This is a genomic window from Qipengyuania xiapuensis (genome assembly GCF_019711395.1).
Classification (GTDB): Bacteria; Pseudomonadota; Alphaproteobacteria; order Sphingomonadales; family Sphingomonadaceae; genus Qipengyuania; species Qipengyuania xiapuensis.
Map to the genome: position 1 here is coordinate 288,930 of NZ_JAIGNL010000001.1, position 25,237 is coordinate 314,166.

22 protein-coding genes are annotated in these 25,237 nt (G+C 64.6%); 14 read left to right on the forward strand and 8 right to left on the reverse strand.

Translation table 11 applies throughout. The features are described from left to right. Window positions 1–53: 53 nt before the first annotated feature. Window positions 54–3,191 carry a bifunctional proline dehydrogenase/L-glutamate gamma-semialdehyde dehydrogenase PutA gene (putA, locus tag K3163_RS01480; RefSeq protein WP_221551293.1) on the forward strand — a complete coding sequence of 1,046 codons (3,138 nt, stop codon included), beginning with the start codon at window positions 54–56 and terminating at the stop codon, window positions 3,189–3,191. A gap of 52 nt (window positions 3,192–3,243) precedes the next feature. After that, window positions 3,244–3,771 (forward strand): C97 family peptidase, encoded by a 528-nt coding sequence (locus K3163_RS01485; protein ID WP_221427125.1) that lies wholly within the window; start codon window positions 3,244–3,246, stop codon window positions 3,769–3,771. On the opposite strand, the gene K3163_RS01490 is transcribed toward K3163_RS01485, so the two are convergent. The 3 genes from K3163_RS01490 to K3163_RS01500 are packed head-to-tail and all read right to left on the reverse strand — an operon-like array spanning window position 3,768 to window position 8,233. After that, window positions 3,768–4,835, reverse strand: a complete 1,068-nt coding sequence (locus K3163_RS01490; RefSeq protein WP_221427124.1) for an AI-2E family transporter — start codon at window positions 4,833–4,835, stop codon at window positions 3,768–3,770. The genes K3163_RS01485 and K3163_RS01490 overlap by 4 nt on opposite strands. Window positions 4,836–4,859: 24 nt before the next feature. Next, window positions 4,860–7,388 carry a DNA topoisomerase (ATP-hydrolyzing) subunit B gene (gene gyrB / locus K3163_RS01495; RefSeq protein WP_221551294.1) on the reverse strand — a complete coding sequence of 843 codons (2,529 nt, stop codon included), beginning with the start codon at window positions 7,386–7,388 and terminating at the stop codon, window positions 4,860–4,862. A 56-nt stretch (window positions 7,389–7,444) separates the two neighbouring features. After that, complete coding sequence (locus K3163_RS01500; protein ID WP_221551296.1) at window positions 7,445–8,233, reverse strand: PIG-L deacetylase family protein; 789 nt, start codon at window positions 8,231–8,233, stop codon at window positions 7,445–7,447. Window positions 8,234–8,327: 94 nt separating this feature from the next. Here K3163_RS01500 and K3163_RS01505 point away from each other — a divergent pair, with 94 nt between their 5' ends. The 10 genes from K3163_RS01505 to K3163_RS01550 all read left to right on the forward strand — a co-directional run bounded on the left by K3163_RS01505 (window position 8,328) and on the right by K3163_RS01550 (window position 19,649). Next, window positions 8,328–9,713, forward strand: a complete 1,386-nt coding sequence (locus K3163_RS01505; protein ID WP_221553936.1) for an L-serine ammonia-lyase — start codon at window positions 8,328–8,330, stop codon at window positions 9,711–9,713. Next, window positions 9,707–10,411 (forward strand): ZIP family metal transporter, encoded by a 705-nt coding sequence (locus tag K3163_RS01510; protein WP_221551298.1) that lies wholly within the window; start codon window positions 9,707–9,709, stop codon window positions 10,409–10,411. Before K3163_RS01505 ends, K3163_RS01510 begins: the two co-directional genes overlap by 7 nt. A gap of 31 nt (window positions 10,412–10,442) precedes the next feature. Continuing rightward, window positions 10,443–11,990, forward strand: coding sequence for a class I adenylate-forming enzyme family protein (locus K3163_RS01515; RefSeq protein WP_221551301.1), 1,548 nt, complete (start codon window positions 10,443–10,445; stop codon window positions 11,988–11,990). Between the two features lie 451 nt (window positions 11,991–12,441). Beyond that, window positions 12,442–14,478 (forward strand): toll/interleukin-1 receptor domain-containing protein, encoded by a 2,037-nt coding sequence (locus tag K3163_RS01520; protein ID WP_221551302.1) that lies wholly within the window; start codon window positions 12,442–12,444, stop codon window positions 14,476–14,478. A 22-nt stretch (window positions 14,479–14,500) separates the two neighbouring features. Further along, entirely contained in the window at window positions 14,501–15,034 is a 534-nt protein-coding gene (locus K3163_RS01525) for a hypothetical protein (protein WP_221551310.1), read from the forward strand. Between the two features lie 90 nt (window positions 15,035–15,124). Further along, on the forward strand, window positions 15,125–16,699 hold the full coding sequence (guaA, locus tag K3163_RS01530; RefSeq protein ID WP_221551312.1) for a glutamine-hydrolyzing GMP synthase: 1,575 nt from the start codon (window positions 15,125–15,127) through the stop codon (window positions 16,697–16,699). 84 nt (window positions 16,700–16,783) lie between these two features. Then, entirely contained in the window at window positions 16,784–17,419 is a 636-nt protein-coding gene (locus K3163_RS01535) for a class I SAM-dependent methyltransferase (protein WP_221551314.1), read from the forward strand. A gap of 68 nt (window positions 17,420–17,487) precedes the next feature. Next, window positions 17,488–18,201 carry an endonuclease III domain-containing protein gene (locus tag K3163_RS01540; protein ID WP_221551316.1) on the forward strand — a complete coding sequence of 238 codons (714 nt, stop codon included), beginning with the start codon at window positions 17,488–17,490 and terminating at the stop codon, window positions 18,199–18,201. Window positions 18,202–18,207: 6 nt separating this feature from the next. Continuing rightward, a complete protein-coding gene (locus K3163_RS01545) occupies window positions 18,208–18,867 on the forward strand; it encodes an endonuclease III domain-containing protein (RefSeq protein ID WP_221551318.1) in 660 nt (219 codons plus the stop codon). Beyond that, on the forward strand, window positions 18,864–19,649 hold the full coding sequence (locus K3163_RS01550) for a hypothetical protein (RefSeq protein WP_221551320.1): 786 nt from the start codon (window positions 18,864–18,866) through the stop codon (window positions 19,647–19,649). The genes K3163_RS01545 and K3163_RS01550 overlap by 4 nt, the downstream gene beginning before the upstream one ends. 15 nt (window positions 19,650–19,664) lie before the next feature. Here the strand turns inward: K3163_RS01550 and K3163_RS01555 are convergent, their stop codons facing one another. The 3 genes from K3163_RS01555 to K3163_RS01565 form a co-directional block, all read right to left on the reverse strand. Further along, the gene (locus K3163_RS01555; protein ID WP_221427113.1) at window positions 19,665–20,090 is read right to left on the reverse strand and encodes a hypothetical protein; all 426 of its coding nucleotides are present in this window, start codon (window positions 20,088–20,090) and stop codon (window positions 19,665–19,667) included. A 76-nt stretch (window positions 20,091–20,166) separates the two neighbouring features. Then, window positions 20,167–21,594: a metalloprotease TldD gene (tldD, locus tag K3163_RS01560; RefSeq protein WP_221427112.1), complete on the reverse strand. Its 1,428-nt coding sequence runs from the start codon at window positions 21,592–21,594 to the stop codon at window positions 20,167–20,169. A 52-nt stretch (window positions 21,595–21,646) separates the two neighbouring features. Next, window positions 21,647–21,907 (reverse strand): zinc-finger domain-containing protein, encoded by a 261-nt coding sequence (locus K3163_RS01565; RefSeq protein WP_221427111.1) that lies wholly within the window; start codon window positions 21,905–21,907, stop codon window positions 21,647–21,649. A gap of 54 nt (window positions 21,908–21,961) precedes the next feature. Here K3163_RS01565 and K3163_RS01570 point away from each other — a divergent pair, with 54 nt between their 5' ends. After that, on the forward strand, window positions 21,962–22,900 hold the full coding sequence (locus K3163_RS01570) for an ABC transporter ATP-binding protein (RefSeq protein WP_221551322.1): 939 nt from the start codon (window positions 21,962–21,964) through the stop codon (window positions 22,898–22,900). 23 nt (window positions 22,901–22,923) lie between these two features. Here the strand turns inward: K3163_RS01570 and K3163_RS01575 are convergent, their stop codons facing one another. Continuing rightward, complete coding sequence (locus tag K3163_RS01575; protein ID WP_221427109.1) at window positions 22,924–23,112, reverse strand: hypothetical protein; 189 nt, start codon at window positions 23,110–23,112, stop codon at window positions 22,924–22,926. A 133-nt stretch (window positions 23,113–23,245) separates the two neighbouring features. Between K3163_RS01575 and nadB the strand changes: the two genes are divergently transcribed. Next, window positions 23,246–24,832, forward strand: a complete 1,587-nt coding sequence (gene nadB, locus K3163_RS01580) for an L-aspartate oxidase (RefSeq protein ID WP_221551324.1) — start codon at window positions 23,246–23,248, stop codon at window positions 24,830–24,832. A gap of 31 nt (window positions 24,833–24,863) precedes the next feature. Here the strand turns inward: nadB and K3163_RS01585 are convergent, their stop codons facing one another. Then, the gene (locus K3163_RS01585; protein WP_221551334.1) at window positions 24,864–25,232 is read right to left on the reverse strand and encodes a PilZ domain-containing protein; all 369 of its coding nucleotides are present in this window, start codon (window positions 25,230–25,232) and stop codon (window positions 24,864–24,866) included. Window positions 25,233–25,237 lie beyond the last annotated feature (5 nt).

Here is a 25,237-nt window from a genome sequence, read left to right on the forward strand (position 1 = left end):
CCTTCATCGGGTCCAAGTGGCGGGCATAACCATTCAAGCTGCCCTGGAGTCGCATGGCCCTGCACGATCCTGTTCGCCTTACCCCCATTTCCCGCCAGTCCCTGCGCGAAGCATACAGGGCCGAGGAGAATGCCTGTGTCGCCGAGCGCATCGCACAGGCCGCGAACGCCGCTGCGAAACATGAAGAGGCCGCCGGGCTGGCAGCACAGCTGATCGAAGGCGCGCGCCGCCGCAAGGCATCGGGTATCGACGCTTTCCTCCACCAGTACGGCCTCGCCACCGAAGAGGGCGTCGCGCTGATGTGCCTCGCCGAGGCATTGCTGCGCGTGCCCGATGCGCCGACCGCCGATGCGCTCATTCGCGACAAGATCGGCGACATCGACTGGGCCGAGCATATGGGCGAAAGCTCCTCGACCTTCGTCAATGCGGCGACTTTCTCGCTGATGCTGACCGGCGAGGTCCTCGAGCGCCCGGAAGATGCGCAAAGGGGCATGGGCAAGACCCTGAAGCGTGCAGTCAACCGCCTCGGCGAACCCGTGATCCGCAAGGCGACGCTGCAGGCGATGCGTATCCTCGGCGGCCAGTTCGTCTACGGTCGCACGATCAACGAGAGCCTCAAGCGCGCCGCACCCGAACGCTCCAGGGGCCTCACGCACAGCTTCGACATGCTCGGCGAAGGCGCGATGACCTACGAGGATGCCGAGAGGTATCGCCAGGCTTACGAGCGCGCCATCGACCGTCTGGCCCGCGAGGCTTCGGGTAAGGTTTCGACCAGCCCGGGCATCTCGGTGAAGCTCTCCGCGCTGCATCCGAAATACACCTTCCTGCATACGGACAAGGCAGTGGCCGACCTGCTGCCGGTCTTGCGCGACCTTGCCGCCAAGGCGCGCGATGCGAACATCCACTTCACCATCGATGCGGAAGAGGCCGACCGGCTGGAACTCTCGATGGACATCATCGAGGCGCTCGCACGGGACGATACGCTCTTCACCCGCGAAGACGGCAGCCAGTGGGAAGGCTTCGGCCTCGCCATCCAGGCCTACCAGAAGCGCGGTGTGCCGATGTGCGAATGGATTGCCCGCCTTGCCCGCAAATACGATCGCCGTTTCTTCGTCCGGCTGGTCAAGGGTGCCTATTGGGACACCGAGATCAAGCTCAGCCAGGTCGGCGGTTTCGAGGACTATCCGGTCTTCACCCGCAAGCTCGGCACGGATGTCAGCTACCTCGCATGTGCAGAGAAGCTCTTCGCTGCGGATGACGTGATCTACCCGGCCTTCGCCACGCACAACGCCTATACGATCGGCGCGATCAAGGCGCTGGCGAGTTCGAAGCCCTTCGAGTTCCAGCGCCTCCACGGCATGGGCGAGGATGTCTACGGCGCGCTCGCGCAGGTCGAAGGCAACCGCCGCACCAACGTGCGCATCTATGCGCCGACCGGCACGCACAAGGACTTGCTCGCCTATCTCGTGCGCCGCCTCCTGGAAAACGGGGCGAACTCCAGCTTCGTCAACCGGATGGCCGATGCCGAAGTCCCCGTATCGGATCTCGTGACCTGCCCCGTCGCCGACATGCAGGCGCTCGAGCCCTATCGCAATCCGGCGATCCCGCTGCCGACCGACATCTTCGGCAGCCGCCGCAATTCGGCGGGCATCGACCTGTCCGACCCGCTCGTGCGCGAGCCGCTGATGGAGCGTCTCGAAAAGCTCGAGGGCAAGCAGTGGCGCGCGGAACCGACATTCGTGTCTTCGGGCGAAGGTGAAGTCGCTCCGATCAACAAGCCGCATGACCTCACCGCGCAGGTGGGCACGCGCCGCGACAGCCTCGATTTCGAAGTCGAGGAGGCGATTGCCCGCGCAGAAGCCATCCAGCCCGGCTGGAATGCGCTCGGCGGCGAAAAGCGCGCGCTGCTGCTCGAGGCGGCAGCCGACCTGTTCGAGGAGCACACCGACGAGTTCCTTTCGCTCTGCCAGCGCGAAGCGGGCAAGACACTGACCGACGCGGTGCTGGAACTGCGCGAGGCGGTCGACTTCCTGCGCTATTACGCCAGCGAAGCGCGCCGCCAGTTCACCGGGCCGATCCCGCTGCCCGGGCCGACCGGCGAAGAGAACCGGCTGAACCTTGCCGGCCGCGGCGTGTTCGCCTGCATCAGCCCGTGGAACTTCCCGCTCGCCATCTTCATCGGCCCGCCGGCCGCCGCGCTTGCCGCGGGCAACACGGTCGTCGCCAAGCCGGCCGAGCAGACGCCGCTGATCGCAGCGCTCGCAGTCGAGCTCTGCCACGAGGCAGGCATTCCCGAGGAAGCTTTCCAGCTCCTGCCGGGCGCGGGCGACGTGGGCGAGATGATCACCTCCGATCCGCGCATCGCAGGCGTGGCCTTCACCGGATCGACCCAGACCGCACAGGCGATCAACCGCAGCCTTGCCGGCCGCGACGGCCCGATCGCGACCTTCATTGCGGAGACCGGCGGACAGAACGCGATGATCGTCGATTCGACCGCGCTGCCCGAGCAGGTCACGCGCGATGTCGTGGCTTCCGCATTCCAGAGCGCGGGCCAGCGCTGCTCGGCGCTGCGCGTCCTGCATATCCAGGACGATGTCTATGACGAGATGCTCGCGATGATCCGCGGCGCTTTCGAAGCGCTCACCATCGGCGATCCGGAAGACCTTTCGACCGATGTCGGCCCTGTCATCGATCCCGACGCCAAGGCCGCGCTCGAACGGCACGTCGCACGCCGCAAGACCGGCGGTTCGCAGGTCTGGCGGCGCAAGCTGCACCGCGGTTCGTCGAAGGGCTGTTACGTTGCGCCCACGATCATCGAGCTCGACAGCATCCTCGACCTGAAGCGCGAGAACTTCGGTCCAGTGCTGCACGTGGTCCGCTATCGCGCCTCGGAGATCGACCGCGTGATCGAGGAGATCAACGCCACCGGTTACGGTCTCACGCTCGGCCTCCACAGCCGCAACGACGACATGCGCGCCTTTATCGAGGCGCGGGCGAAGGTCGGCAATTTCTACGTCAACCGCAACCAGATCGGCGCGGTGGTCGAAAGCCAGCCGTTCGGCGGCGAGGGATTGTCGGGCACCGGCCCCAAGGCGGGCGGCCCGCACTATGTCGCGCGCTTTGCGACCGAGCGCGTGGTCTGCATCGATACGACTGCTGCGGGCGGCAACGCGACCCTGCTGGCAAGCTGAACCGAGACGCGGGAGGTTGCGAAACACGGCGGGCTTCGATTAAGTCCGCGCCATGGTTCGCATCCTCCGCAGTCTCGTCCTGCTCGTTGCGCTCGGCTGGTCCTCGCTGGCTGCCGCCGCTGTCGACATCACCTTCCACTCGTTCAACGGATCGGTGTTGGCAGGGCGCTATCCGCATACCTTCGTCTCGATGGTCGGTACGCTGGAGGATGGCACCGCCATCAAGGAAAACTTCGGCTTTTCCGCCAAGAACACCGGCCTCCACCTGCTCAATGGGCCCGGCCGGCACATGATCCTGGTCGAGAAGGAGAAGTGGCTGACCAAGACCAACCGCCACTTCACGATCACGATCTCGGACGAGACCTATCACGAGGTCCGCGCCATGGTTGAGGAATGGCGCAACGCGCCGGGCAAGTTCTATGACCTGAAGACGCGCAACTGCATTCACTTCGTCGGCGAGATCGCCAGGATCGTCGGCCTTGAGGTGGCCTATCCCGAAAACATGCTGCGGCGCCCGAAGAAGTGGCTCAACCACATTACCGGGCTCAATCCGCAGCTTGGCGCCAGCGTTATCGACTAGGCTTCGACCTCGTCGCGCTGCTCGGCGAGGATGCTCCAGCCCGCGATGAATAGGCCTGCAACCAGCGGCCCGACCACAATGCCCGAGAGGCCCATCAGCGCGATGCCGCCGAGCGTCGTGATCAGGATCAGCCAGTCGGGAATGCCGGTGTCGCGCCCGACGAGGATGGGGCGCAGGATATTGTCGGCCATGCCGATCACCGCAACGCCCGATATCAGCACCACGACGCCTTCCCAGATGGCTCCCGTCGCGAGCAGGTAAAGCGCGGCAGGCCCCCATACGATCGCCGGACCGATGGCGGGTAGCAGCGAGGCGATCGCCATGATCACGCCGAGCAGGAGGACCGAGGGAATGCCGACGATCCAGAAGGTGATCGCGCCGAGCGCGCCTTGCACGAGGCCGACGACAACCGAGCCCTTGATCGTCGCACGCACGATACCGATGAAGCGTTCGGCCAACCGGTCGGCAACGCCGCGTTCCATCGGGAGGGCATGAAGCACGGTCTCGCCGATATTGCGTCCGTCGCGGATGAGGAAGAAGCTGACGTAGAGGCCGATCGCGAAGGCCAGTACGAAACCGAAAACGCTTCCGCCGATGGCGATAGCCTGCTGCGCGATCAGTCCGAGACTGGCCTGCAGGAAGGCCTGCGCACGCTCGAGGAGGGCAGGGAAATCGCCCAGTCCGCTCTCGGTCAGGCTGGCCTGCATGCTGGCGGGCAGGAGGCCGAAGACCTGCTCGAACCAGTCGCCGATATTGATCTGGCCCTGCTGGAAGGCGACCACGAGACGGGCCGCCTCGCTCACCACGGCGCTGCCGATCCACAGCGCCGGGATGATCACCGCGATGAAAATTACGAGCAGGGTGAGGAGCGCGGCCTGCGTGTCCTTGCCTGGGCGCTTGGCCTGGAACCAGCGGAACAGCGGCTGGAACATGATCGCCGCCAGCGTCGCCCACAGCAGCGGGTTGAGGAAGGGCAGCACCACCACCAGCGCGGCGAGGCTGACGAGCGCGAGGAACAGCAGGAAGCCGCCCTGTTCGATGCGGGTCTTGCCGAGATGTTCCATGTCGCCCCTCCCCTTAGAGCGCTATCACACGTCGAGATTCGCGACGTTGAGTGCGTTCTCCTGGATGAACTCGCGGCGCGGTTCGACGACATCGCCCATCAGGCGGGTGAAGATCTCGTCGGTCACGTCTGCGTCCTCGACCTTGACCTGCAAGAGGGCGCGGTTTTCCGGATCGAGCGTGGTCTCCCACAGCTGTTCTGCATCCATTTCACCGAGGCCCTTGAAGCGGCTGACCTTCAGCCCCTTGCGGCCTGCGGCCATCACCGCGTCGACCAGCTGGGTGGGCAGGATGATCGCATCGTCACCGACGACAGGCGTATCGTCCGCCTCCTCGACATCGGCTGCGTCGACCTGGTCCTCTGCATCGTCCTCGGTGCCCTTGATGAGGCGGACGGGCGAGGCATAGACCTCGGCGTTCTCCTGCGCGACGCGGTGGAGCTTGCGCGCCTCCGCGCTTTCGAGGAAGCGCGCCTCGATCTCGTAGACGTCGGTGACGCCGCGCCAGACACGGTGGAAGCGGACATGACCTTCTTCGCCCATTTCGGCGGACCACTTGGCTTCCGGGTCGCCCATCTGCAGCTGCGCTGCAGCCTTGGTGAGCGCGGCGGAACGGTCGCCGCCTGCCGGGTTCAGCGCGCCTGCAAGCGCCATCGCCTCGATGATCTCGGCGTTATACTTGCGCGGCACGTAATTCATGTGGTTGCGCACGCTCAGCGCGTGCTGGACCAGCGCCTCGAGCTCGCCCGATGCGCGCGCTCCGCCTGCGGTTTCGAGTATGCGCCCCTGCAGTCCGGCATCGATCAGGTAACGATCGAAGGCGGCCTGGTCCTTGAGGTAGACCTCAGACTTGCCGCGCGTGACCTTATAGAGCGGCGGCTGCGCGATGTAGAGGTGCCCGGCCTTGACGATCTCGGGCATCTGGCGGTGGAAGAAGGTCAGCAGCAGCGTGCGGATATGCGCACCGTCGACGTCGGCGTCGGTCATGATCACGACCTTGTGGTAGCGCAGTTTTTCGAGGTCGAACTCGTCACGCAGGCCCGTGCCCATCGCCTGGATCAGTGTACCGACTTCCTTGGAAGAGATGATCCGGTCGAAACGCGCGCGCTCGACGTTGAGGATCTTGCCCTTCAGCGGAAGGATCGCCTGGTACTGGCTGTCGCGCCCGTTCTTCGCCGAGCCGCCTGCCGAATCGCCCTCGACCAGGAAGAGTTCGGCCTTCGAGGCGTCGCGTTCGCGGCAGTCGGAGAGCTTGCCCGGCAGCGAGGCGATGCTCATCGCGCCCTTGCGGCTCATCTCGCGGGCGCGGCGTGCGGCTTCGCGGGCGGCGGCAGCGTCGATGATCTTCTGGATGATCGCCTTGGCTTCGTTGGGGTTCTCTTCGAGCCATTCGCCCATCTTCTCGCCCATCAGGCTTTCGAGCGGCTGGCGGACTTCGGAACTGACCAGCTTGTCCTTGGTCTGCGAGGAGAACTTGGGGTCGGGCAGCTTGACCGAGACGATGGCGGTGAGGCCCTCGCGCATGTCCTCACCCGAAAGCGACACTTTCTCTTTCTTCATCAGCCCCGAATTGGTCGCGTAGTTATTGAGCGTACGCGTCAGCGCGGCGCGGAAGGCCGCAAGGTGCGTGCCGCCGTCGCGCTGGGGGATGTTGTTGGTGAAGGTGAGGACGTTCTCGTAATAGCTGTCGTTCCATTCGAGGGCGACGTCGATGCCGATGCCGTCCTTCTCGGCCGACACGGCGATCGGGTCGGAAACCAGCGCCTGCTTGTTGCGGTCGAGATATTTCACGAAGGCCGCGATGCCGCCTTCGTAATATAGGTCGTGCTCGAGCGGCTCTTCCGGACGGTTGTCGCGCAGGAGGATTCGCACGCCCGAATTGAGGAAGGCGAGCTCGCGGTAGCGGTGCTCGAGCCGGTCGAAATCGAACTCGGTCACGTTCTTGAAGGTCTCGTCCGAGGCCATGAAGGTGACGCGGGTGCCCTTCTTGAGGCCGTTCTCGTCGCCGTTCGAGGCGACCGGCGGGGCATCGCCAACGACGCGCAAGGATTCCACGGCATCGCCGTGTTCGAAGCGCATCCAGTGCTCCTTGCCGTCGCGCCAGATGGTGAGCTCGAGCCATTCGGACAGCGCGTTGACGACCGAGACGCCCACGCCGTGGAGGCCGCCCGACACCTTGTAGGCGTTGTCGTCCGAAGTGTTCTCAAACTTACCGCCCGCGTGCAGCTGGGTCATGATGACCTCTGCCGCCGAGACGCCTTCTTCCTTGTGCATGTCCACGGGAATACCGCGGCCATTGTCTTCCACGCTCACCGAGCCGTCGGAATTGAGTTCGATCAGCACGAGGTCGCAGTGACCTGCCAGCGCTTCGTCGATGGCGTTGTCCGACACCTCGAACACCATGTGGTGGAGGCCCGATCCGTCGTCGGTATCGCCGATATACATGCCGGGGCGTTTGCGGACCGCGTCGAGGCCCTTGAGGACCTTGATCGAGTCTGCGCCGTAACCGTTCTTCTTCGGCGCTTCTGCGCCCTGTTCTGGGGTGTTCTCGTCCATGACCATCATATAGGCTCTGGAGGGGTAATTCCCAAGCTTTCAGGCCGGTTTGGAGGCTATTTTTCCACTGCCCGTGGCGAGGCGGGAAACGCTTCGCGAAAATGCACCGCGCCTTGCCAGATCGTCGCGTGGAAAAGGTCTGCGATCTGCGCCCGCGAAGCCTCGTCGAATTGCGTCGCGTGGCAGCCTATCGCGGCCCGTGCAGCGACCAGATCGGCTTCGTCATATTGGTGCCGGATCGGCAGGAGCGCAGGATCGGTTTCCGCCCAGCTCTGCATCTGCGGGATTGGCGGCAAGGTGCCCTTTCGGATGCCGGGATAGACCAGTGACGGGCGACCTTGGTCCATCGCCTGGACCACCTGTGTGACGAGCGCGTGCACCATCCGGTGGTCGCCATGACCATAGCCGCCATCCGGCCCCCAAGTGACGATGAGGTCCGGCTGCGCCTCACCGATGATCGTGGCGAGATCGGCGGTCAACCGGCGTGCCGGGCTGTCTCCGGCGCGCGGTGTCTCGCCCAGTGTCCCGTCGCCATAGTCGAGGAAGGTCGTGCCGGTGAGGTCGAGCGCTCTTGCCGAGCAGCGGGCTTCCTCGCGTCGCGCCTCTGCCAGCTGTTCTCCCGGCTCGAACTCGGATACGCCCGGGCCCATGTCACCGCTCGTCGCCAGCACGAGCGTAATCTCGTCGCCTTGCCGTGCCGCATTAGCGAGGGCCGGAGCCACGAAGACCTCGTCATCGGGATGGGCGAATATCGCGAGCACCTTGCGCGGCTGCTCCGGCGGTGCCTCCTGCGCCGAAGCGCTCGTCGCAAGGCATGCCAGTACCAGTGTCGTAAGTCGTTTCATGGCAATCTCCCCATGCCGACCTTAGGCGGCATCGCCCGCGAATCAACGCGGATTTCCGATTACAATTGCAACCAGATATGCCATGGGGCTGGCCATGCTCTCGGTGCTCGACATCTTCCGGATCGGGATCGGTCCTTCCTCCTCGCATACGGTCGGGCCGATGCGCATCGCGCGGACCTTCGTGCGTTCGCTGGCGAAGGCCGGGAAGCTTGAAAACACTGCCCGTCTCGCGGTCGAACTGCAGGGTTCGCTGGCGCTTACCGGCGTCGGGCACGGCACGCTCGATGCGACGATGCTCGGCCTCATGGGCTTTGCGCCTGACACGACCTGTCCGGACGAGGCCGCGGCAGCGCTCGCGAAGCTGCGCGAGGAAAAGCGCCTGAAGCTTGGCGGCAAGCACGAGATCGCCTTCGAGCCGGAGGCGGATATCGACCTTGCGGGACACATCATTCCCGAGCTTCACCCGAACGGCATGAAGCTGGCCGCATTCGATGATGCCGGCGGAAAGCTTGCCGAGCGGACCTATTATTCGACCGGCGGCGGTTTCGTCGCCTCGGCTGCGCAGCTGAAGCGCCAGCCCAAGGACGACCGGATCAACACGGGCACGCTGGCGCCCTTCGATTTCGGTTCGGCGGCAGAGCTGCTCGCCAGCTGCGAGGCAACCGGCAAGTCTATTGCCGAACTGGTGCTCGCCAACGAGGATGCCTTCCGGCCGCGCGACAAGACGCTCGAAGGGATCGACCGGGTGGCGCGGGCAATGGACCAGTGCATCGAGCGCGGCCTGACCCAGCGCGGCATCCTGCCCGGCGGACTCAAGGTCCAGCGCCGGGCTCCGGATATGTGGGACAAGCTCTCCGCCAACCCGCTGTCGAACGAGCGCGAGCAGCTTTTCGACTGGCTCAACTGCTACGCCATGGCGGTGAACGAGGAGAATGCCGCGGGCGGCCGTGTCGTCACCGCGCCGACCAATGGTGCGGCGGGCATCATCCCCGCCGTGATCCGTTTCTACTGCGTCACCGAGGGCGAGGAGCCGTGCCGCGACAGCCGCCGGACTTTCCTCCTTACCGCCGGTGCGATCGGGCTTCTCTACAAGCAGCGGGCAAGCATTTCGGGCGCCGAGATGGGCTGTCAGGGCGAGGTCGGCGTCGCCTGCTCGATGGCAGCCGGAGGGCTGGCCGCACTGTGGGGCGCCACGCCTGCACAGGTCGCCAGCGCCGCGGAAATCGGGATGGAGCACAATCTCGGCCTGACCTGCGATCCGGTTGGCGGGCTGGTGCAGGTGCCATGTATCGAGCGCAACGCCATCGGTGCGGTGAAAGCGGTGAATGCCGCACGCCTCGCGCTGCACCGTACGGGTGCGGAAAGCACGGTCAGCCTCGACCAGGTGATCGAGACCATGCGCCAGACCGGACTCGACATGAGCAGCAAGTACAAGGAAACCAGCCAGGGCGGGCTGGCGGTCAACGTGATCGAATGCTGATGCTGCTTGCCGTGGTGCTGGTGGTGTCGGGCGCGTTGGTCGTCGGCGCTGCATGGGGCATCTACGGCAAGCTCCCCGAAAGGCTCGAAGGTTTCCTCGTCGCATTGGCAGGCGGCGCGCTCCTGCTCTCGGTGACGAGCGAATTGATCGAGCCATCGATCGAAAAGAGCACCATCTTCCATGCCATGCTGGGTGTTGCTGCGGGCGCCTTGGTCTTCGCAATCTGCGACTATCTGATCGACGAGAAATGGGGCGACGATTCGGGAGGCGGTTTGCTTGCGGCGATCACGCTCGACGGCATTCCCGAAAACCTCGCGCTGGGAGTCGCGCTGATCGGCTCGGGGAGTCTGGAGGTTGCGGCACTGGCCGGCTCGATCCTCTTGTCCAACCTTCCCGAAGCCGCTGGCGGCGCGCGGGCGATGGCCGATAAGGGTCGATCCAAAGGCAAGATCATGATGCTCTGGATCCTCACGGCTGCTCTGCTTTCGGTAGCGGCCATCGCGGGCAATATGCTGCTGAACGGCGTCGGCGAAGGTACGCTCGCCATCATCCGCTGTTTCGCGGCCGGGGCCGTCATCGCCAGCCTTGCGACCGAGGTCTTCCCCAAGGCCTATCAGGAAGATCGCCATCTTGCCGGAGTGGCCACGGCGCTGGGTGCAATTCTCGCATTTTCTCTCGGGTCGCTTTCGGGCAGCTAGACAGCGCGCGCGGTCTGCGTACGGTGAAGGCATGGGAGAGAATCACGACCTTACCGCGCCTTTCGGCAGTTTCAGCTCGATCATCGCGGCGAATGCGCAAGCCTTGGGCGACCAGCCTGCGCTGCGCGACGACACCGCCGACATAAGCTGGACGCAGCTCGGCGACAGGGTCGAGCGGATCGCTGCGCGCCTGCTCGAAGGCGGGCTCGGGCACGGGCAGTCGGTAGCTATCCTCGGTTATTCGAGCGTTGCCTATGCGCTGGTATTCCTGGCCGCGGTTCGCGCGGGCGGTGTCGCTGCGCCGCTCACCACCAGTGCCAGCGCCGACCAGCTGGCGGGCATGGCAAGGGATTCGGGCGCGAAGCACATCTTTATCGACCGCGCGAAGCTGAGCGAGCTGGGTGACGACTGTTTCCCCGGCATGACCAGGATCGTGCTCGACGAGGAACTGGATGGCTGGATGGCGCCCGCAGGCACCGCAGCCCCTGCGGTCGAGCATCAGCCCTCCGATCCGTTCAACATCATCTATTCTTCGGGCACGACCGGAACGCCAAAGGGCATCGTCCACTCGCACCAGATGCGCTGGCGGCAGTTCGCCGCGACGGCGGCCAGCTGGCACGAGGCGGGGCTCGAGGTCCGCAGTCTCGCCTCGACACCGCTCTATTCCAACACGACGATGGTCGCCTTTCTGCCGGCCCTCCTGGCCGGGGGTACGGTGCGCGTGATGGGCAAGTTCGATCGGCTGCGGTGGCTTGAGCATGCACAGTCCGATCGTACGACGATCACGATGCTCGTGCCGGTCCAGTATCAGCGCCTGATGGACGAGCCGCGCTTCGACGAGTTCGACCTCTCATCGCTTACGTTGAAATACTGCACTTCCGCGCCCTTCCCGGCTGAACTCAAACGGGAAGTGCTGGCGCGAATGCCGGGCGCGCTGATCGAGATTTATTCTATGACCGAGGGCGGCGTCGTCTGCCTGCTCGAAGCGCACAAGTTTCCCGACAAGCTGCACACTGTCGGCCGCCCCGCGCCGGGCAGCGAGCTCAAGGTGCTCGACGACGACGACAATGCGGTTGCGCCGGGCACGCCGGGCAATCTGATCGGGCGCAGCCAGACGATGATGATGGGCTACAAGAACCAGCCCGAGAAAACGCGCGAGGGTTACTGGACCGACCCCGAAACGGGCGAAGTCTGGCAGCGCATGGGCGATATCGGGCGTGTCGATGCGGAAGGCTTCGTCGAACTTGTCGGGCGGGCCAAGGACATGATCATCTCGGGCGGGTTCAATATCTTCCCGGTCGACCTCGAGAATGCATTGCTCGAGGAAGGCGACGTGATCGAAGCGGCCGTGATCGGCGTGCCCTCGCGCCAATGGGGCGAGACGCCGGTGGGGTTCGTGCGGCTGGAAGAGAGTGCGCGCGATCCGGAGGCAATCCGCGAGGCCGTCAATGCGCGGCTGGGCAAGACCCAGCGGCTGGCACAATTGCATTCCATCGAAGAGATGCCGCGCAGCCATATCGGCAAGCTGCTCAAGACCGACCTGCGCGAGGAAGCCGAGCGCCGCGGCCTGCCAGCTTGATGTGAGTCGCCGCGATTCGAGACGCGGCGCCGACACATTGGGGGGAGGGGAGAGGAGTGTGTGGGCGGCCGCGTCTCTACTCGCTGCCATATCGCCTCCGGGGGAGCGGTGCCCTGCGCTAGGAGGTCGCAGTGCCGTTCCGGCTGGCCCGCTGGCCCGGAGGAAGGCGACGGCAGTATCTTGGGGAAGGGACTGCCGCCATCTCGTTGCGACGCGGAGAAGATTGGGAGGGACATCTCGGCGTCGTCTGTGAGGCTTGTAATAATATTGCAGCCGTTTGAACGAAAGTGAGAAAACTTCGACTATAGTTGCGTTTTGCGCAAGTGTCGCCGGTCGCTCGCCCTGTGTGTGCGGTTGCGTGCACCGTTGCACGCCCTGCAATTATCTTACATCCTGTCGGCATAACAGTGGGTTGCCGAGTCGAATCCGGGGTCGCATCCGGAGGAGCCGCTTGGCCACGAGACGCTACAAGGCATTCATCAGCTATTCGCACCGCGACAAGCGGGTTGCGAACTGGTTGCACGGGCAGCTGGAAAATTTCCGCGTGCCCGAGGGAATCGATGCGCCCGGTCTCGAGGACGGATTGCGTCCGGTGTTCAAGGATCGCGAGGAACTTCCGGCCTCGGAGGATCTCGGGGCAGCGCTGGAGGAAGCGATCAGGAACAGTGACGCTCTGATCGTACTGTGCTCGCCGCATTCGGCCATATCACCCTGGATCGCGAAGGAGATCGACCTCTTCAAACGCGTCAACGGTGATGCCCGGGTATTCCCGGCAGTCGTCGATGGCGATCCGCCCTACAACATGCCCCCGCCGCTGCTGGTGCATTATGAGGACGGAACGCCGACCGAAGAGCTGGCGGAGCCGATCGCGGCGGACCTCCGGCCCGAAGTCGACGGGCGCAAGCTGGGCGTGCAAAAGCTGGTCGCCGGGCTGATCGGGGTCGGGCTCGACGAGCTGGTCGATCGCCAGGCGCGTCAGCGAAATCGGCGCATGGCCCTTATCGCCGCGGCCTCCTTCATCGGCATGGTCGTCGCCATCGCGATGGCGCTCTACGCCCTCCAGCAGCGCGACACCGCCCGCGCCGAGCGCGCCGAGGCCAACGGCCTTATCGAATACATGCTGACCGACCTGCGCGAAGAGCTGGAGCCCGTGGGGCGGCTGGACCTGCTCGACAGCGTCGGCGAACGGGCGATGGATTACTACGCCTCGCAGGACCTCGAAGATCTCAGCGCTGAAGAGCTCGCACGCCGCGCCCGCGCCGTCCAGTTGGTCGCGGAAATGCACAACCTTCGCGGCGACAACGACAAGGCCCTCCCCGCTTTCCGGCAGGCGGCGCGGACGACCCAGGAGCTGATCGAGCGCAATCCGGACGATACCGACGCGCTCTTCGCCCATGGGCAGAGCCTCTACTGGGTCGGCTACATCGCATGGCAGCGCGGCGATACGGATGCCGCGCGTGAATCGCTCGAAGGCTATGCGCGCATTTCCACCCGGCTGGCCGAGATGGACCGATCGAACCTCGACTGGCAGATGGAGGAGAGTTACGCGCTCTCGAACCTCGGCACGTTGGCATTCGACGGCGGGGATTACGAGGCCGCGCTCCCCTTGTTCGAGCGCAGCGTGGAAACCGTCGAGCGCGTCGCGGTGGCCGAGGGTCGGCCGGCAGCCCGCCTGATCGAATGGGGCGAGGGCATTTCCTGGGTCGCCAGCACGCAGAACAGTCTCGGCGATTTCTCCGAAGCGCAGCGAACGCTCGAACAGGAGATCGCCCTTTACGAGGAAGCCTTGAAGAAGGCTCCGCGCAACTCGGACGCGCTACGTCCGCTGGTATTCGCCCGCCAGCAACTCGGTTGGCTGATGGCTGCAACCGGCAAGCAGGCGCAGGCCCGCCGGGCGCTGGACAATGCGGCGGCCACTGCCGAGAACCTCCTTGCGCAGGATTCGGAAAATACCTGGACCATCGAGATGGCCATTTCCGCGCTCGTTACGCGCGCGATGCTCAACTGGACTGCGGGGCGCGACGCCGAGGCATCGGCCGATTTCGACCGTGCACAGACCTTGCTTGCCGATCTGCAGGACCGCGATGCGAAGAATGTGAACTGGAACGTCGAAAGGCCCGCCACGCTGGAACTCAGTCGCGGGCTGACCGATCAAGCCGATGCGCCGCCGGCAGAGCACTTGCGGCTCGCGCGGCGCTGGATCGACCGGCTCGGCGAAGGCGATGCTCCCACGACATGGCCGCTGGTTGCCGCACACCTCATCGAGGCGTCCGCTCTCCAGCGGATGGGCGACCGGGCGGCGGCGGCTGCCGCCTACGCCCGCGCGATCGCTCTCGAAGACGAGAAGGCGGGTCTCGACGTCAACATGACCGCGCTTCGTGCAGTGGCGGCCGAAAGGCTGGGGCAGGGCGACCTCGCCCGGCAACTCCGACAGAAACTCGCAGAAAAGGGAATCAGCGCACTGATCGACAAGCGGATCGCAATCTGAACGCCCGACACAGGAGGCAAGAATGACGACCACAATCAAAGTGAACGTGATGGGATTCAATCTGAAGTGGCAGAGCGGCCAAGGTAAGGAATATTACACCGGCGACTTCATCTTCCAGCAGGTCTCTCCCTCGGGTCCGGTCCTGATGACAGAGGACGGCTCGCTCAATCTCAATGCGCTCGATATCTCCGACGATGTGGACATCGTATATCGCTGGAAATCCCCCTTCGTCGCCATCGACGGGGTCCTATATCCCGCCGCGTTTTCGCTGATTGCGGAAGACAACTTCTGGGTACTTCCCGGCAACGCAAAGCCCAACAAGGCCAACGTGCCGCAGCCGGGCGGCCAGTTTACGGTGACATTCGATGCGCCGGACGAACTTCGCGTGAGCGACAAGAATTCCGACGCTGGCGACTATACCTATTGCCTCGCGCTGAAAGTCGGCATCGACGTTGATGGCTCCGGCAATCCGGCTTGGCTCATTGCCGATCCCAAGATCACGAACCGTGGCAGCACGCGTCTCCTCGCGCTGGAATCGGCCGGAAGCGCCCGCTGACGGCCCGAAACCCGCATTCCAGCCTCGTTTCGGGGCGCAATTGGCCCTGCGCTTCTTGCCCTTCGGCTCGCACCACCTTAACGCGCGCGAATGGACGACGCGCACCTTCCCGATTCCATCCTCATCGTCGACTTCGGCAGCCAGGTCACCCAGCTCATCGCTCGCCGCGTGCGCGAGGCGGGGGTCTATTCCGAAATCGCACCCTTCAGCCAGGCGGAGGAGGCGTTCCACCGCCTGAAGCCCAAGGGCATCATCCTGTCGGGTTCTCCTGCAGGCGTCCCCGAGGAAGGCTCGCCGCGCGCTCCCGAAATTCTCTACGAGGCGGGCATCCCGATCCTCGGCATCTGCTATGGCCAGCAGGTCATGAGCCACCAGCTCGGCGGCGAGGTCCGCCCCGGTCATGAAACCGGCGAAGGCGGCGAATTCGGCCGCGCCTTCCTGACCGTCACCAAGGACTGCGCGCTGTTCGACGGCCTCTGGAAAGAGGGCGAGCGCCACCAGGTCTGGATGAGCCACGGCGACAAGGTCACCAAGTTCGCCCCCGGCTTCGAGATCGTCGCGATCTCCGACGGCGCGCCCTTCGCGGTTATCGCCGACGAGGATCGCAAATTCTACGGGACGCAGTTCCACCCCGAAGTCGTCCACACGCCTGATGGCGGCAAGCTGATCGCCAACTTCGTGCGCCACGTCTGCGGCCTCAAGGGCGACTGGACCATGGCCGCCTATCGCGAGACCAAGGTCCGCGAAATCCGCGAGCAGGTGGGTGACGGCAAGGTCATCTGCGGCCTGTCGGGCGGCGTCGACAGCTCGGTCGCCGCGATCCTCATCCACGAGGCGATCGGCGAACAGCTGACTTGCGTCTTCGTCGACCACGGCCTGTTGCGCCTCAACGAGCGCGAGCAGGTCGAGACCATGTTCCGCGACCACTACAACATTCCGCTAGTGGTGGTGGACGCCGAGGACATGTTCATGGATGGCCTTGCCGGCGTCACCGACCCCGAGGCCAAGCGCAAGTTCATCGGCAAGACCTTCATCGACGTGTTCGAAGCCGAGGCGAGAGCCGTGGGCGGCGCGGACTTCCTCGCCCAAGGGACGCTTTATCCTGACGTGATCGAAAGCGTCAGCTTCACCGGCGGGCCTTCGGTCACGATCAAGAGCCATCACAATGTCGGCGGCCTGCCCGAGCGCATGAACATGAAGCTCGTCGAGCCGCTGCGCGAGCTGTTCAAGGACGAGGTCCGCGAACTGGGCCGCGAGCTCGGCCTCCCCGACATGTTCGTTGGTCGCCACCCCTTCCCCGGCCCCGGTCTCGCGATCCGCATTCCGGGCGAGGTCACCAAGGAACGCTGCGACATCCTGCGCAAGGCCGACGCGATCTATCTCGAGGAAATCCGCAATGCGGGTCTCTACGATGCGATCTGGCAGGCTTTTGCCGTGCTGTTGCCGGTCAAGACCGTCGGCGTGATGGGCGACGGGCGCACCTATGACAGCGTCTGCGGCCTACGCGCTGTGACCAGCACCGACGGCATGACCGCCGATGTCTATCCCTTTGATGCCAGCTTCCTCACCGGTGTCGCCACACGCATCGTCAACGAGGTCCAGGGCATCAACCGCGTGGTCTACGACTATACGTCGAAGCCTCCGGGCACGATCGAGTGGGAGTAGATCGGGTGGTCAGGCCGATCGTGTTGATCAATCGGCTCTTTTCGTGAAAATGATGTCTCCAGTTGCCGGGAAGCAAACGTGAAAATGGACGTAGTCAGCGAATACCACGATCTCGTTCGCAAGGACGTGCTGCCGTTCGTGCCGCAGGAAGCTGGCCGCGTGCTCGATATCGGCGGCGGTATCGGGGCGACCAGCGTCGCCCTGAAAGATTGCGGTTCGGCCAGCCACATCGTCCTGCTCGACCAGGTAGCCGACCAAGCCCTTCCCGCCGTGGATGCATCCCATGCGGTCGACCTCAACGATCTCGATGCGCTCGACGAGCTGCTGGGCAACGCGGGCCCGTTCGATACTGTCCTGTGCCTCGACGTGCTGGAACACCTGGTCGATCCCTGGGGCGTTGTCGCCATTATCGACAAGCACCTTTCGAAGGGTGGCGCCCTCGTGGTCAGCCTGCCCAACCTGTCGCACTGGAGCGTGACGGTGCCGCTCGTTTTCGCCGGTCAGTTCCGATATGCGGACAAGGGTATCAAAGATCGCACCCACCTGCGCTGGTTCTCGCGGGAAGGCGCGGTGGACCTCGTAGGCTCGTCGGGCCTCAGCATCGAACTGGTCCGCAGCCGCATCTGGAAGAAGGCGGAGCGGCTGGTCAACTTGCTGACCCTGAAGCTTTTCCAGCGGCACTTCACGGCGCAATATTTCGTGATCGGTCGCAAGACCTGAGGGCGCGGGTGCAGCCGAGCCGCGAATTCTCCACCCCCCGGTCCGCACGGAGCCTCTAGAGGCGCGCGATGGAACTGCCCCTCGGCCCCGACCCCCGCACCGAGACCCTGCGCCGGTTGCAGGACCTGCTCGTCCAGCGCTTCGGCAGGATCGAGCGTGCGGCTGCCGAATGGCGGCGGCCCGAGTGGGTGCTGGTGCAGGGTGTGATCGGCGCGAGGACAAAGTCCGAAGTGTCGAACGCGGCAACCGACCGACTGTTGAAGCGCTACGGTTCGTGGGAGGCCGTAGCCGAGGCGCCGCTCGACGAATTGCAGGCTGAACTGGCCACACAAACCTATCCCAACATCGCCGCCGAGAGACTGAAAGGCAGCTTGAGCGCGCTGGTCGAGTTGCGCGGGTCGGTCGACCTCTCCCACCTTGCCGGCATGGAGACTTTGCCGGCGATGCGTTGGCTCGAGCAGCTACCCGGTATCGGGCGCAAGATCGCGGCGGGCGTCATGAACGCCTCCACCCTGGATCGCCGGGCGATCGTGCTCGACGGTCATCACACACGGATCCTCCAGCGCATGGGACTGGTCCCGCCCAAGGCGAATACCGACCGCGCTTTCGAGGCGATCATGCCGGTCATGCCCGAGGAATGGAACGGCGGCGATTTCGACGAGCACCACTTGCTGATGAAGAAACTGGGCCAGACCTGGTGTCGCCCTGCCGCGCCCGAGTGCGCAGACTGCCTTGCGCTCTCCCTGTGCAAGACCGGAACCGAGCGCGTCGGCAACCGCTGAGAGGGCATGCTGGACGCGCAACAGGTCGACGAAGTCTATCGCATCCTCGCGCGCGAGATGCCCGGGCGTACACGCGGCGCCAAGGGACCGAAGGGCCAGCCCGATGCTTTTCGTTCCTGCATCTCCTGCATGCTGTCGGCCCAGTCGCTCGACCGGAACACGGCCAAGGCCAGCCGCGCGCTTTTCGCGCAGGCAGCGACGCCGGAGGAAATGCTGGAGCTGGATGACCGCGACATCGCCGCCGCGATCAAGCCCTGCGGTCTCTACAACAACAAGACCCGCTCCATCCGCCGCTTCTGCGAGGCGCTGATCGGTGAGCATGGCGGGGTGGTGCCGGACACGCGCGAAGGGCTGATGAGCCTCCCCGGCATCGGCCGCAAATGCGCCGACATCGTGATGAGTTTCACTTTCGGGAAAGACGTGATCGCGGTCGACACGCATGTGCACCGGGTGTGCAACCGTATCGGTCTGACCGACGCCAAGACCGCTGAAAAGACGGCCGAACAGCTAGAGGCGCGCTCGCCCGACTGGGCGCTGGCGGACGGGCATTTCTGGCTCATCCAGTTCGGCAAGAAGGTGTGCACGTCACGCGCACCGAAATGCGAGCGTTGCCCGGTCGCAAGGCATTGCGAGTTCTATGGGGCACAGCTAAGCCAAGGCGCATGAGTTGGGATGATTATTTCGCTGCGGATGCAGGCGGGGCAGAGGCCGAAGGCCGGGGCAAGAAACGTACCGTCACGGTCGGTTGGACCGTAAGGTTCGGCAAGAGCGATGCCATCTGGGGGCCGCCACAGTCATTCAGCAGGAGCGATCCCAAGGCGAAGAGCGCCAAATCGATCCAGGCCTGTCCCGCGGCTATCGATTTCGACCGGCGGCACTTCATCATTCCGTGCCCGGTCGACATCAACCTCGCCTTCGTGCGCGATGCGCAGGGCCGGCTCCAACTGACCGATGCCGACGGTGACCAGTCGCCGATGCGGCCGCAGGGGCGCGCGAACCTTTTCCAGCTCCAGCCGCCGAACGAGTGGCGCCATCCCGAACGGCCGATCCTGCAGTTCACAGCCCCTTACGTGTTCGTCGCGGACGAGCCCTGCTGGGTGGCGCAGACCGAACCCTATATGCACTGGTTCCCCGAGCGGCGGCCGGGCGTCGCAATGGGCGGACGCTATCCGATCCATATCTGGCCGAGGCCGCTCGCCTGGGCTTTCGAATGGTACGATTTGTCGAAGCCGCTCAGGCTTAAGCGCGGCGAGCCCTGGTTCTACGTCCATTTCGAGACCGAGAACCCCGGCGCGCATGTGCGCCTGGTCGAGCAGGAAATGACCGACGAGCTTACGAAGTATCTCGATTCGATTATCGATGTGTCGAACTACGTCAACAAGACCTACGGCCTGTTCGGCGAGGCACAGCGTATCCGGCCCGAGAAACTACTCAAGCCCAAGGGATAACCGCTTTCGGGTCGATCAGCCTTCCGCGTCGGGGAGGCGATAGGGCACGAAATCGTCGAGGAAGATGACGCCGGAGAAGAAATGGCCGGCGCGGCTGTATGTCTCGACCTGGTCGGTCCGGCACAGCTGCGAGGCCGAGAACTTGCGGATCACAAGATAGTCGAAATCGTCGATCGCATCGGGCGTCTTGGTATAGTTGACCCAGATTGTCTTGCCCGCACGGTAAACCAAAGCGGTATCGTCGATCTGGACGAGGCTGCGCGAGGGGATCGTGCGGATGCAACGCTCCGGCTCGCCGGCCACGCGGCCCTCTAGCATCTTGGCGAGGCGTTTTTCGCCCTTCGTCATTTCTGCAGGCTGCTCGGCAGGTTCTTCCGCCTGTACGGCAGGAGCGGCGAGAAGGCCGAAGGCTGCGGCCGAAAGGGCAAGGCGTTTGATCATGGCGAGTCTCCAGATTGCAGGGTGACTATGTATCAGACAACGCCTGAACCTGCGATGAGTTGCCCCTCTCTCCCGGTCAGGCGGTGCCGCCCACGGTGAGTCCGTCGATCAGCAATGTCGGCTGGCCGACGCCTGCGGGTACGCTCTGTCCGCCCTTGCCGCAGATGCCGATACCTTCATCGAGAGTCATGTCGTTGCCGATACCGGTCACGCGGGTGAGGACGCTGGGCCCGTCGCCGATCAGCGTGGCGCCCTTGATCGGTGCGACGATCTTGCCCTTCTCGACCTTGTAGGCCTCGGTGCAGGCGAAGACGAACTTGCCGCTGGTGATGTCGACCTGCCCGCCGCCGAAGCTGGTGGCGTAGATCCCGTCGTCGACGCGGCTGAGCAGTTCTTCCGGATCGTCATTGCCGCTCTGCATGAAGGTGTTGGTCATGCGCGGCATTGGCGCGTGCTGGTAGCTTTCGCGGCGCCCGTTGCCGGTTGCCTCGACCCCCATCAGGCGCGCGTTGAGGCGGTCCTGCATGTAGCCCTTGAGGATGCCGTCCTCGATCAGCACTGTCTCGCGGGTCGGCGTGCCTTCGTCGTCGATGCTCAGCGAACCCCGACGTTCGGCCATGCTGCCATCGTCGATCACTGTGACGCCGGGTGCGGCGACACGTTCGCCGATCCGGCCCGAAAAGGCGCTGGTGCCCTTGCGATTGAAATCGCCCTCGAGCCCGTGGCCGACCGCCTCGTGCAGCAGCACTCCGGGCCAGCCGGGGCCGAGCAGCACGGTCTGTTCGCCGGCGGGCGCGGCCACGCTGTCGAGGTTGACGAGCGCCTGGCGCACCGCCTCGTCGATCGCGCGCATCCATGCGCCTTCGTCGAACAGGCGGTCGTAGAGATAGCGTCCGCCCATGCCGAAGAAGCCGGTCTCGCGGCGGCCGTTCTGTTCGGCGACCACCTGGATGTTGAGGCGCACCAGCGGCCGGATGTCGCGCGCGGTGTAGCCATCGGGCCGCACGATCTCGACCACGCTCCAGTTGGCGAGCAGGCTGGCGGACACCTGCGCTACGCGCGGGTCCTTCGCGCGGGCGACCGCGTCGATCTTTTCCAAGAGCGCGACCTTTTCCTCGAACGGAACGAGGTCGAGCGGGCAGGCGTCGGTGTAGAGGTGGCGGTTGGTCCGCTCGGGCGGTGCGGCGAGCGGGCTTTGCGTCGCATCGAGCAGCTTCAGCGTCTCGCCCGCACGCTGGATAGCGGCGGCGCTGATCTCGTTGGCATGGGCAAAGCCGGTGGTCTCGCCCGAAACACCGCGCAAGCCGAAACCCGAATCGCGCGAATAGTCGGCGGTCTTCAGCCGACCATCGTCGAATCCGAATGCTTCGGATGCGGTGAACTGGAGATAGAGCTCGCCGTCATCGCAGGGCGTCAGCAGCTTGCGGGTGAGCGCCTGTGCCTCTTCGGGGCTGAGCTTGTTGCCGTAAACGAGTGCGAGCGGATCGGTGATCGGTGCGGTCATGCGCCCTATGTAGGAAGGCGCGGCCTGCTTGGCGAGGCCCTAGGGACCGCGCTTACCGGTGGCCGGGATCGCCGCCTTCGGAAATATCCATGAGCGTCGACTGGTCGACGCCGTCGGCCGGGCCGCCTTCGAGGACGAAGCGACGATCGCAATAGCCGCAATCGACATAGCCGTGCTCGTCGATCTGCAGGTACACCTTGGGATGACCCAGGGCAGCAGCGCGATAATTCTTGCCGGTGCGGATATCGGTCGCACCGTCGCACCACACGCGGCGCGTGGTGACCTTGGACACTTCGGGAGGAGGCAGACTCATGGAGAGCGCCGATAATGGGTTTTGTCGAACCGCTCAAGCGCCTAGGGCACTCGCATGAGCACTCCGCCAGCAATCCGGATCGACAATCTCGTCAAACGCTATGCGCCCAACGGCAAGGGTGACGAGGGCAAGCTCGCATTGAAAGGCGTGAGCTTCGACGTGCCGCAGGGCGGCGTCTTCGGACTGCTCGGCCCCAATGGCGCGGGCAAGTCGACGCTGATCAACATCCTCGCCGGCCTCGTGCGCAAGACCAGTGGCAACGCGGAGATCTGGGGCTTCGACATCGACGAGCAGCCGCGCAATGCGAAGCGTTCGATCGGGATCGTCCCGCAGGAGATCGTCTTCGATCCCTTCTTCACGCCTTACGAGGTGCTGGAGAATGTCGGCGGTTTCTACGGCATCGGCAAGGCCGACCGCCGCAGCGAGGAACTGCTCGCCGCAGTGCATCTTGCCGACAAGCGCGATGCCTATGCCCGCACGCTGTCGGGCGGGATGAAACGCCGCCTGCTGATTGCCAAGGCCATGGTGCATTCACCGCCGATCCTCGTACTCGACGAGCCGACCGCCGGGGTCGACGTCGAATTGCGCCGGCAGCTGTGGGAGCTCGTGCAAGAACTCAATGCCGAGGGTGTGACGGTCGTTCTGACCACGCACTACCTCGAAGAGGCCGAGCAGCTGTGCGACCGGATCGCCATCATCAATCACGGTGAACTTATCGCCAACAAGCCGACCCGCGAACTCGTCGGCATGGCGCGCGAGAAGATTGTTTCGGTGAGCGTCGACAAGGACCTGGGCGGTCCGATCATGGAGGAGGCCTTCCTCAAGGCCGAGGTCGTCGAGCCGCGCCGGCTCGACATCACCTATGACCGCGACAAGGCGAGCGCCGGGCAGGTGCTTGCGCTCGTCCAAAGCCATGGATACGGGATCGAGGACGTCACGACGCGCGAGGCCGACCTCGAAGACGTTTTCGTGCAGTTGACCGGCGCAGGCTGAGCCGCGCCGGAACTGTCAATCGGTCAAACGAAAGTGCGCGGGCCGAGCCCTGCGTCCTTTACGCGCAGCACTTCCCAGACATGCGGCTCGACCTCTTCCATCGGTGCCCTGCAGCACTTGCATTTGCCGACATGCATGCCGCCGGCCTTGCGCATATTGGTTGAATCGACCCGGTGATGCCCGAAAGCGCAGGCGAGAAGTCCCATCCTCATTTTATTTGCGACCCTTGTTTAGTCCCTGTCCCTGTCGAGTCGGGCGATAGCGCGCGTTAGGGCAGCGTTAACTGCAATTTCGGCGAATCGTTCTCTGCTTGCCGCGTGATGATTGGATCGGCATGACGCTGGCATGACAGACCACGCACACGACGTCCTCGTCATCGGATCGGGGGCCGCAGGACTGACCGCGGCGCTCGAGCTTGCACAAAGCAAGAAGGTGCTCGTGCTCGCCAAGGGCAAACTGACGAGCGGCTCCACTGCCTGGGCGCAGGGCGGGATCGCCGCCGTCCTCGATGCAGGCGACACCTTCGAGAACCACATCCGCGACACGATGGTGGCAGGCGCTGGCCTCAACGATCTCGAAACGGTCGAATTCGTGATCGAGCGTGCGCCCAAGGCGATCGACCGGCTGTGCGAACTCGGCGTTCCGTTCAACCGCGAGGAGGGCGACCTGCATCTCACGCGCGAGGGCGGGCATTCGCACCGCCGCATCGTGCATGTGAACGACGCGACCGGCTGGGCGGTGCAGGCCGCGCTGCTGAAGGCGGCAGAGGAAAACCCGAACATCACGCTGCTACCGCACCAGAGCTGCATCGACCTCATCACCGGACGCAACCAGAAGGAATATTCGGGCTCGGGCCGCGTGTGGGGCGCCTATGCGCTCGACGAGGAATCGGGCGAGGTCGTCACCCATGTGGCGCGCGCCACCGTTCTGGCCGCTGGCGGAGCAGGCCGCGTCTACCTTTTCAGTACGGCGCCGCGCGGGGCGACGGGCGACGGGATCGCCATGGCCTGGCGTGCCGGCGCGCGCGTCTCGAACATGGAAATGATGCAGTTCCACCCGACCTGCCTCTACAATCTCGAGGTCAAGAACTTCCTCATCACGGAGGCGGTTCGCGGCGAGGGCGGACGGCTTTTCAACCCGGTCACGGGCGAGCGCTACATGGAGCAATACGACAAGGAACGCATGGAGCTTGCCCCGCGTGACATCGTGGCGCGCGCCAATGACGACCAGATCAAGCGCTACGGGCTCGACTTTGTCCATCTCGATATCAGTCACCAGCCGCCCGAGTTCGTGAAGCAGCACTTCCCCACGATCCACGAGAAGCTGATGGGCCTCGGGATCGACATGACCAAGGGACCGATCCCCGTCGTGCCCGCGCAGCATTACACCTGCGGCGGCGTGAAGATCGGCCTCGATGCGAAGACCGACCTGCCGGGCCTTTGGGCCGCGGGCGAATGCACAGAAAGCGGGCTTCACGGAGCCAACCGCCTCGCTTCGAACTCGCTGCTGGAGTGTTTCGTTTTCGGAGAGGCGGCAGCCGACGACATCCTCGAATGCTGGGACCAGCTCGACGACCCGCCCGAAATCCTGCCCTGGGACGCGAGCCGCGTGACCGATTCCGACGAGGAAGTGGTCATCAAGCAGAACTGGACCGAGATCCGCCGCTTCATGTGGAACTATGTCGGCATCGTGCGCACGACCAAGCGGCTCGAGCGGGCAGGAAACCGGATCGAGATGATGCGGCAGGAGGTCGAGGACTATTACGGCAGCTTCCGCGTCACGACCGATCTGATCGAGCTGCGCAACCTGCTCGATTGCGCCGGGCTGATCGTGCGCAGTGCCCTCAAGCGCGAAGAGAGCCGCGGCCTGCACTTCACGCTCGACTATCCCGAAACGGACAGCATCGCGCGCGATACCGTCCTCGTCCCCTAGGGGCCGATCATGCGCGCGCAGGTCCTTTGAGCTAAGAGGCCTCGCGCTGGATTGCCTGGCTGAGAGGCGGAAGGCGACGTCCGAAGCCGTCGGTCGTCGAAATATCGCCCAGCGGCTTCATATCCGGCAGGGCGAAATAGAGCACTGCGGCTTGGCTGAGCGGCTCGCGAAACTCGATCCCCGCATGCTCGCCCGAAATCCACCGCACCGTACCTGCAATCTCGATGTCGCCCACAAGCGTCAGGCCGAGCGTGACACCTTCCGCGATCGCAGGGTCGGTGTGGGCAAGCTTGCACCCGTGCGGCGAGAGATCGCAGAGCTGCGTCTCGGACACATTGCCGGCCAGATCGCAGACGATGCTGCCTGCCACCGGCAGTCTTTCGCTTTGACGCTGTTCCATGTGCA

Bases quoted from the DNA above. Each gene is read 5' to 3' on its own strand.
- putA (WP_221551293.1), top strand. From the start codon at position 54: ATGGCCCTGCACGATCCTGTTCGCCTTACCCCCATTTCCCGCCAGTCC.
- K3163_RS01485 (WP_221427125.1), top strand. From the start codon at position 3,244: ATGGTTCGCATCCTCCGCAGTCTCGTCCTGCTCGTTGCGCTCGGCTGG.
- K3163_RS01490 (WP_221427124.1), bottom strand. From the start codon at position 4,835: ATGGAACATCTCGGCAAGACCCGCATCGAACAGGGCGGCTTCCTGCTG.
- gyrB (WP_221551294.1), bottom strand. From the start codon at position 7,388: ATGGACGAGAACACCCCAGAACAGGGCGCAGAAGCGCCGAAGAAGAAC.
- K3163_RS01500 (WP_221551296.1), bottom strand. From the start codon at position 8,233: ATGAAACGACTTACGACACTGGTACTGGCATGCCTTGCGACGAGCGCT.
- K3163_RS01505 (WP_221553936.1), top strand. From the start codon at position 8,328: ATGCTCTCGGTGCTCGACATCTTCCGGATCGGGATCGGTCCTTCCTCC.
- K3163_RS01510 (WP_221551298.1), top strand. From the start codon at position 9,707: ATGCTGATGCTGCTTGCCGTGGTGCTGGTGGTGTCGGGCGCGTTGGTC.
- K3163_RS01515 (WP_221551301.1), top strand. From the start codon at position 10,443: ATGGGAGAGAATCACGACCTTACCGCGCCTTTCGGCAGTTTCAGCTCG.
- K3163_RS01525 (WP_221551310.1), top strand. From the start codon at position 14,501: ATGACGACCACAATCAAAGTGAACGTGATGGGATTCAATCTGAAGTGG.
- guaA (WP_221551312.1), top strand. From the start codon at position 15,125: ATGGACGACGCGCACCTTCCCGATTCCATCCTCATCGTCGACTTCGGC.
- K3163_RS01535 (WP_221551314.1), top strand. From the start codon at position 16,784: ATGGACGTAGTCAGCGAATACCACGATCTCGTTCGCAAGGACGTGCTG.
- K3163_RS01540 (WP_221551316.1), top strand. From the start codon at position 17,488: ATGGAACTGCCCCTCGGCCCCGACCCCCGCACCGAGACCCTGCGCCGG.
- K3163_RS01545 (WP_221551318.1), top strand. From the start codon at position 18,208: ATGCTGGACGCGCAACAGGTCGACGAAGTCTATCGCATCCTCGCGCGC.
- K3163_RS01550 (WP_221551320.1), top strand. From the start codon at position 18,864: ATGAGTTGGGATGATTATTTCGCTGCGGATGCAGGCGGGGCAGAGGCC.
- K3163_RS01555 (WP_221427113.1), bottom strand. From the start codon at position 20,090: ATGATCAAACGCCTTGCCCTTTCGGCCGCAGCCTTCGGCCTTCTCGCC.
- tldD (WP_221427112.1), bottom strand. From the start codon at position 21,594: ATGACCGCACCGATCACCGATCCGCTCGCACTCGTTTACGGCAACAAG.
- K3163_RS01565 (WP_221427111.1), bottom strand. From the start codon at position 21,907: ATGAGTCTGCCTCCTCCCGAAGTGTCCAAGGTCACCACGCGCCGCGTG.
- K3163_RS01570 (WP_221551322.1), top strand. From the start codon at position 21,962: ATGAGCACTCCGCCAGCAATCCGGATCGACAATCTCGTCAAACGCTAT.
- K3163_RS01575 (WP_221427109.1), bottom strand. From the start codon at position 23,112: ATGAGGATGGGACTTCTCGCCTGCGCTTTCGGGCATCACCGGGTCGAT.
- nadB (WP_221551324.1), top strand. From the start codon at position 23,246: ATGACAGACCACGCACACGACGTCCTCGTCATCGGATCGGGGGCCGCA.
- K3163_RS01585 (WP_221551334.1), bottom strand. From the start codon at position 25,232: ATGGAACAGCGTCAAAGCGAAAGACTGCCGGTGGCAGGCAGCATCGTC.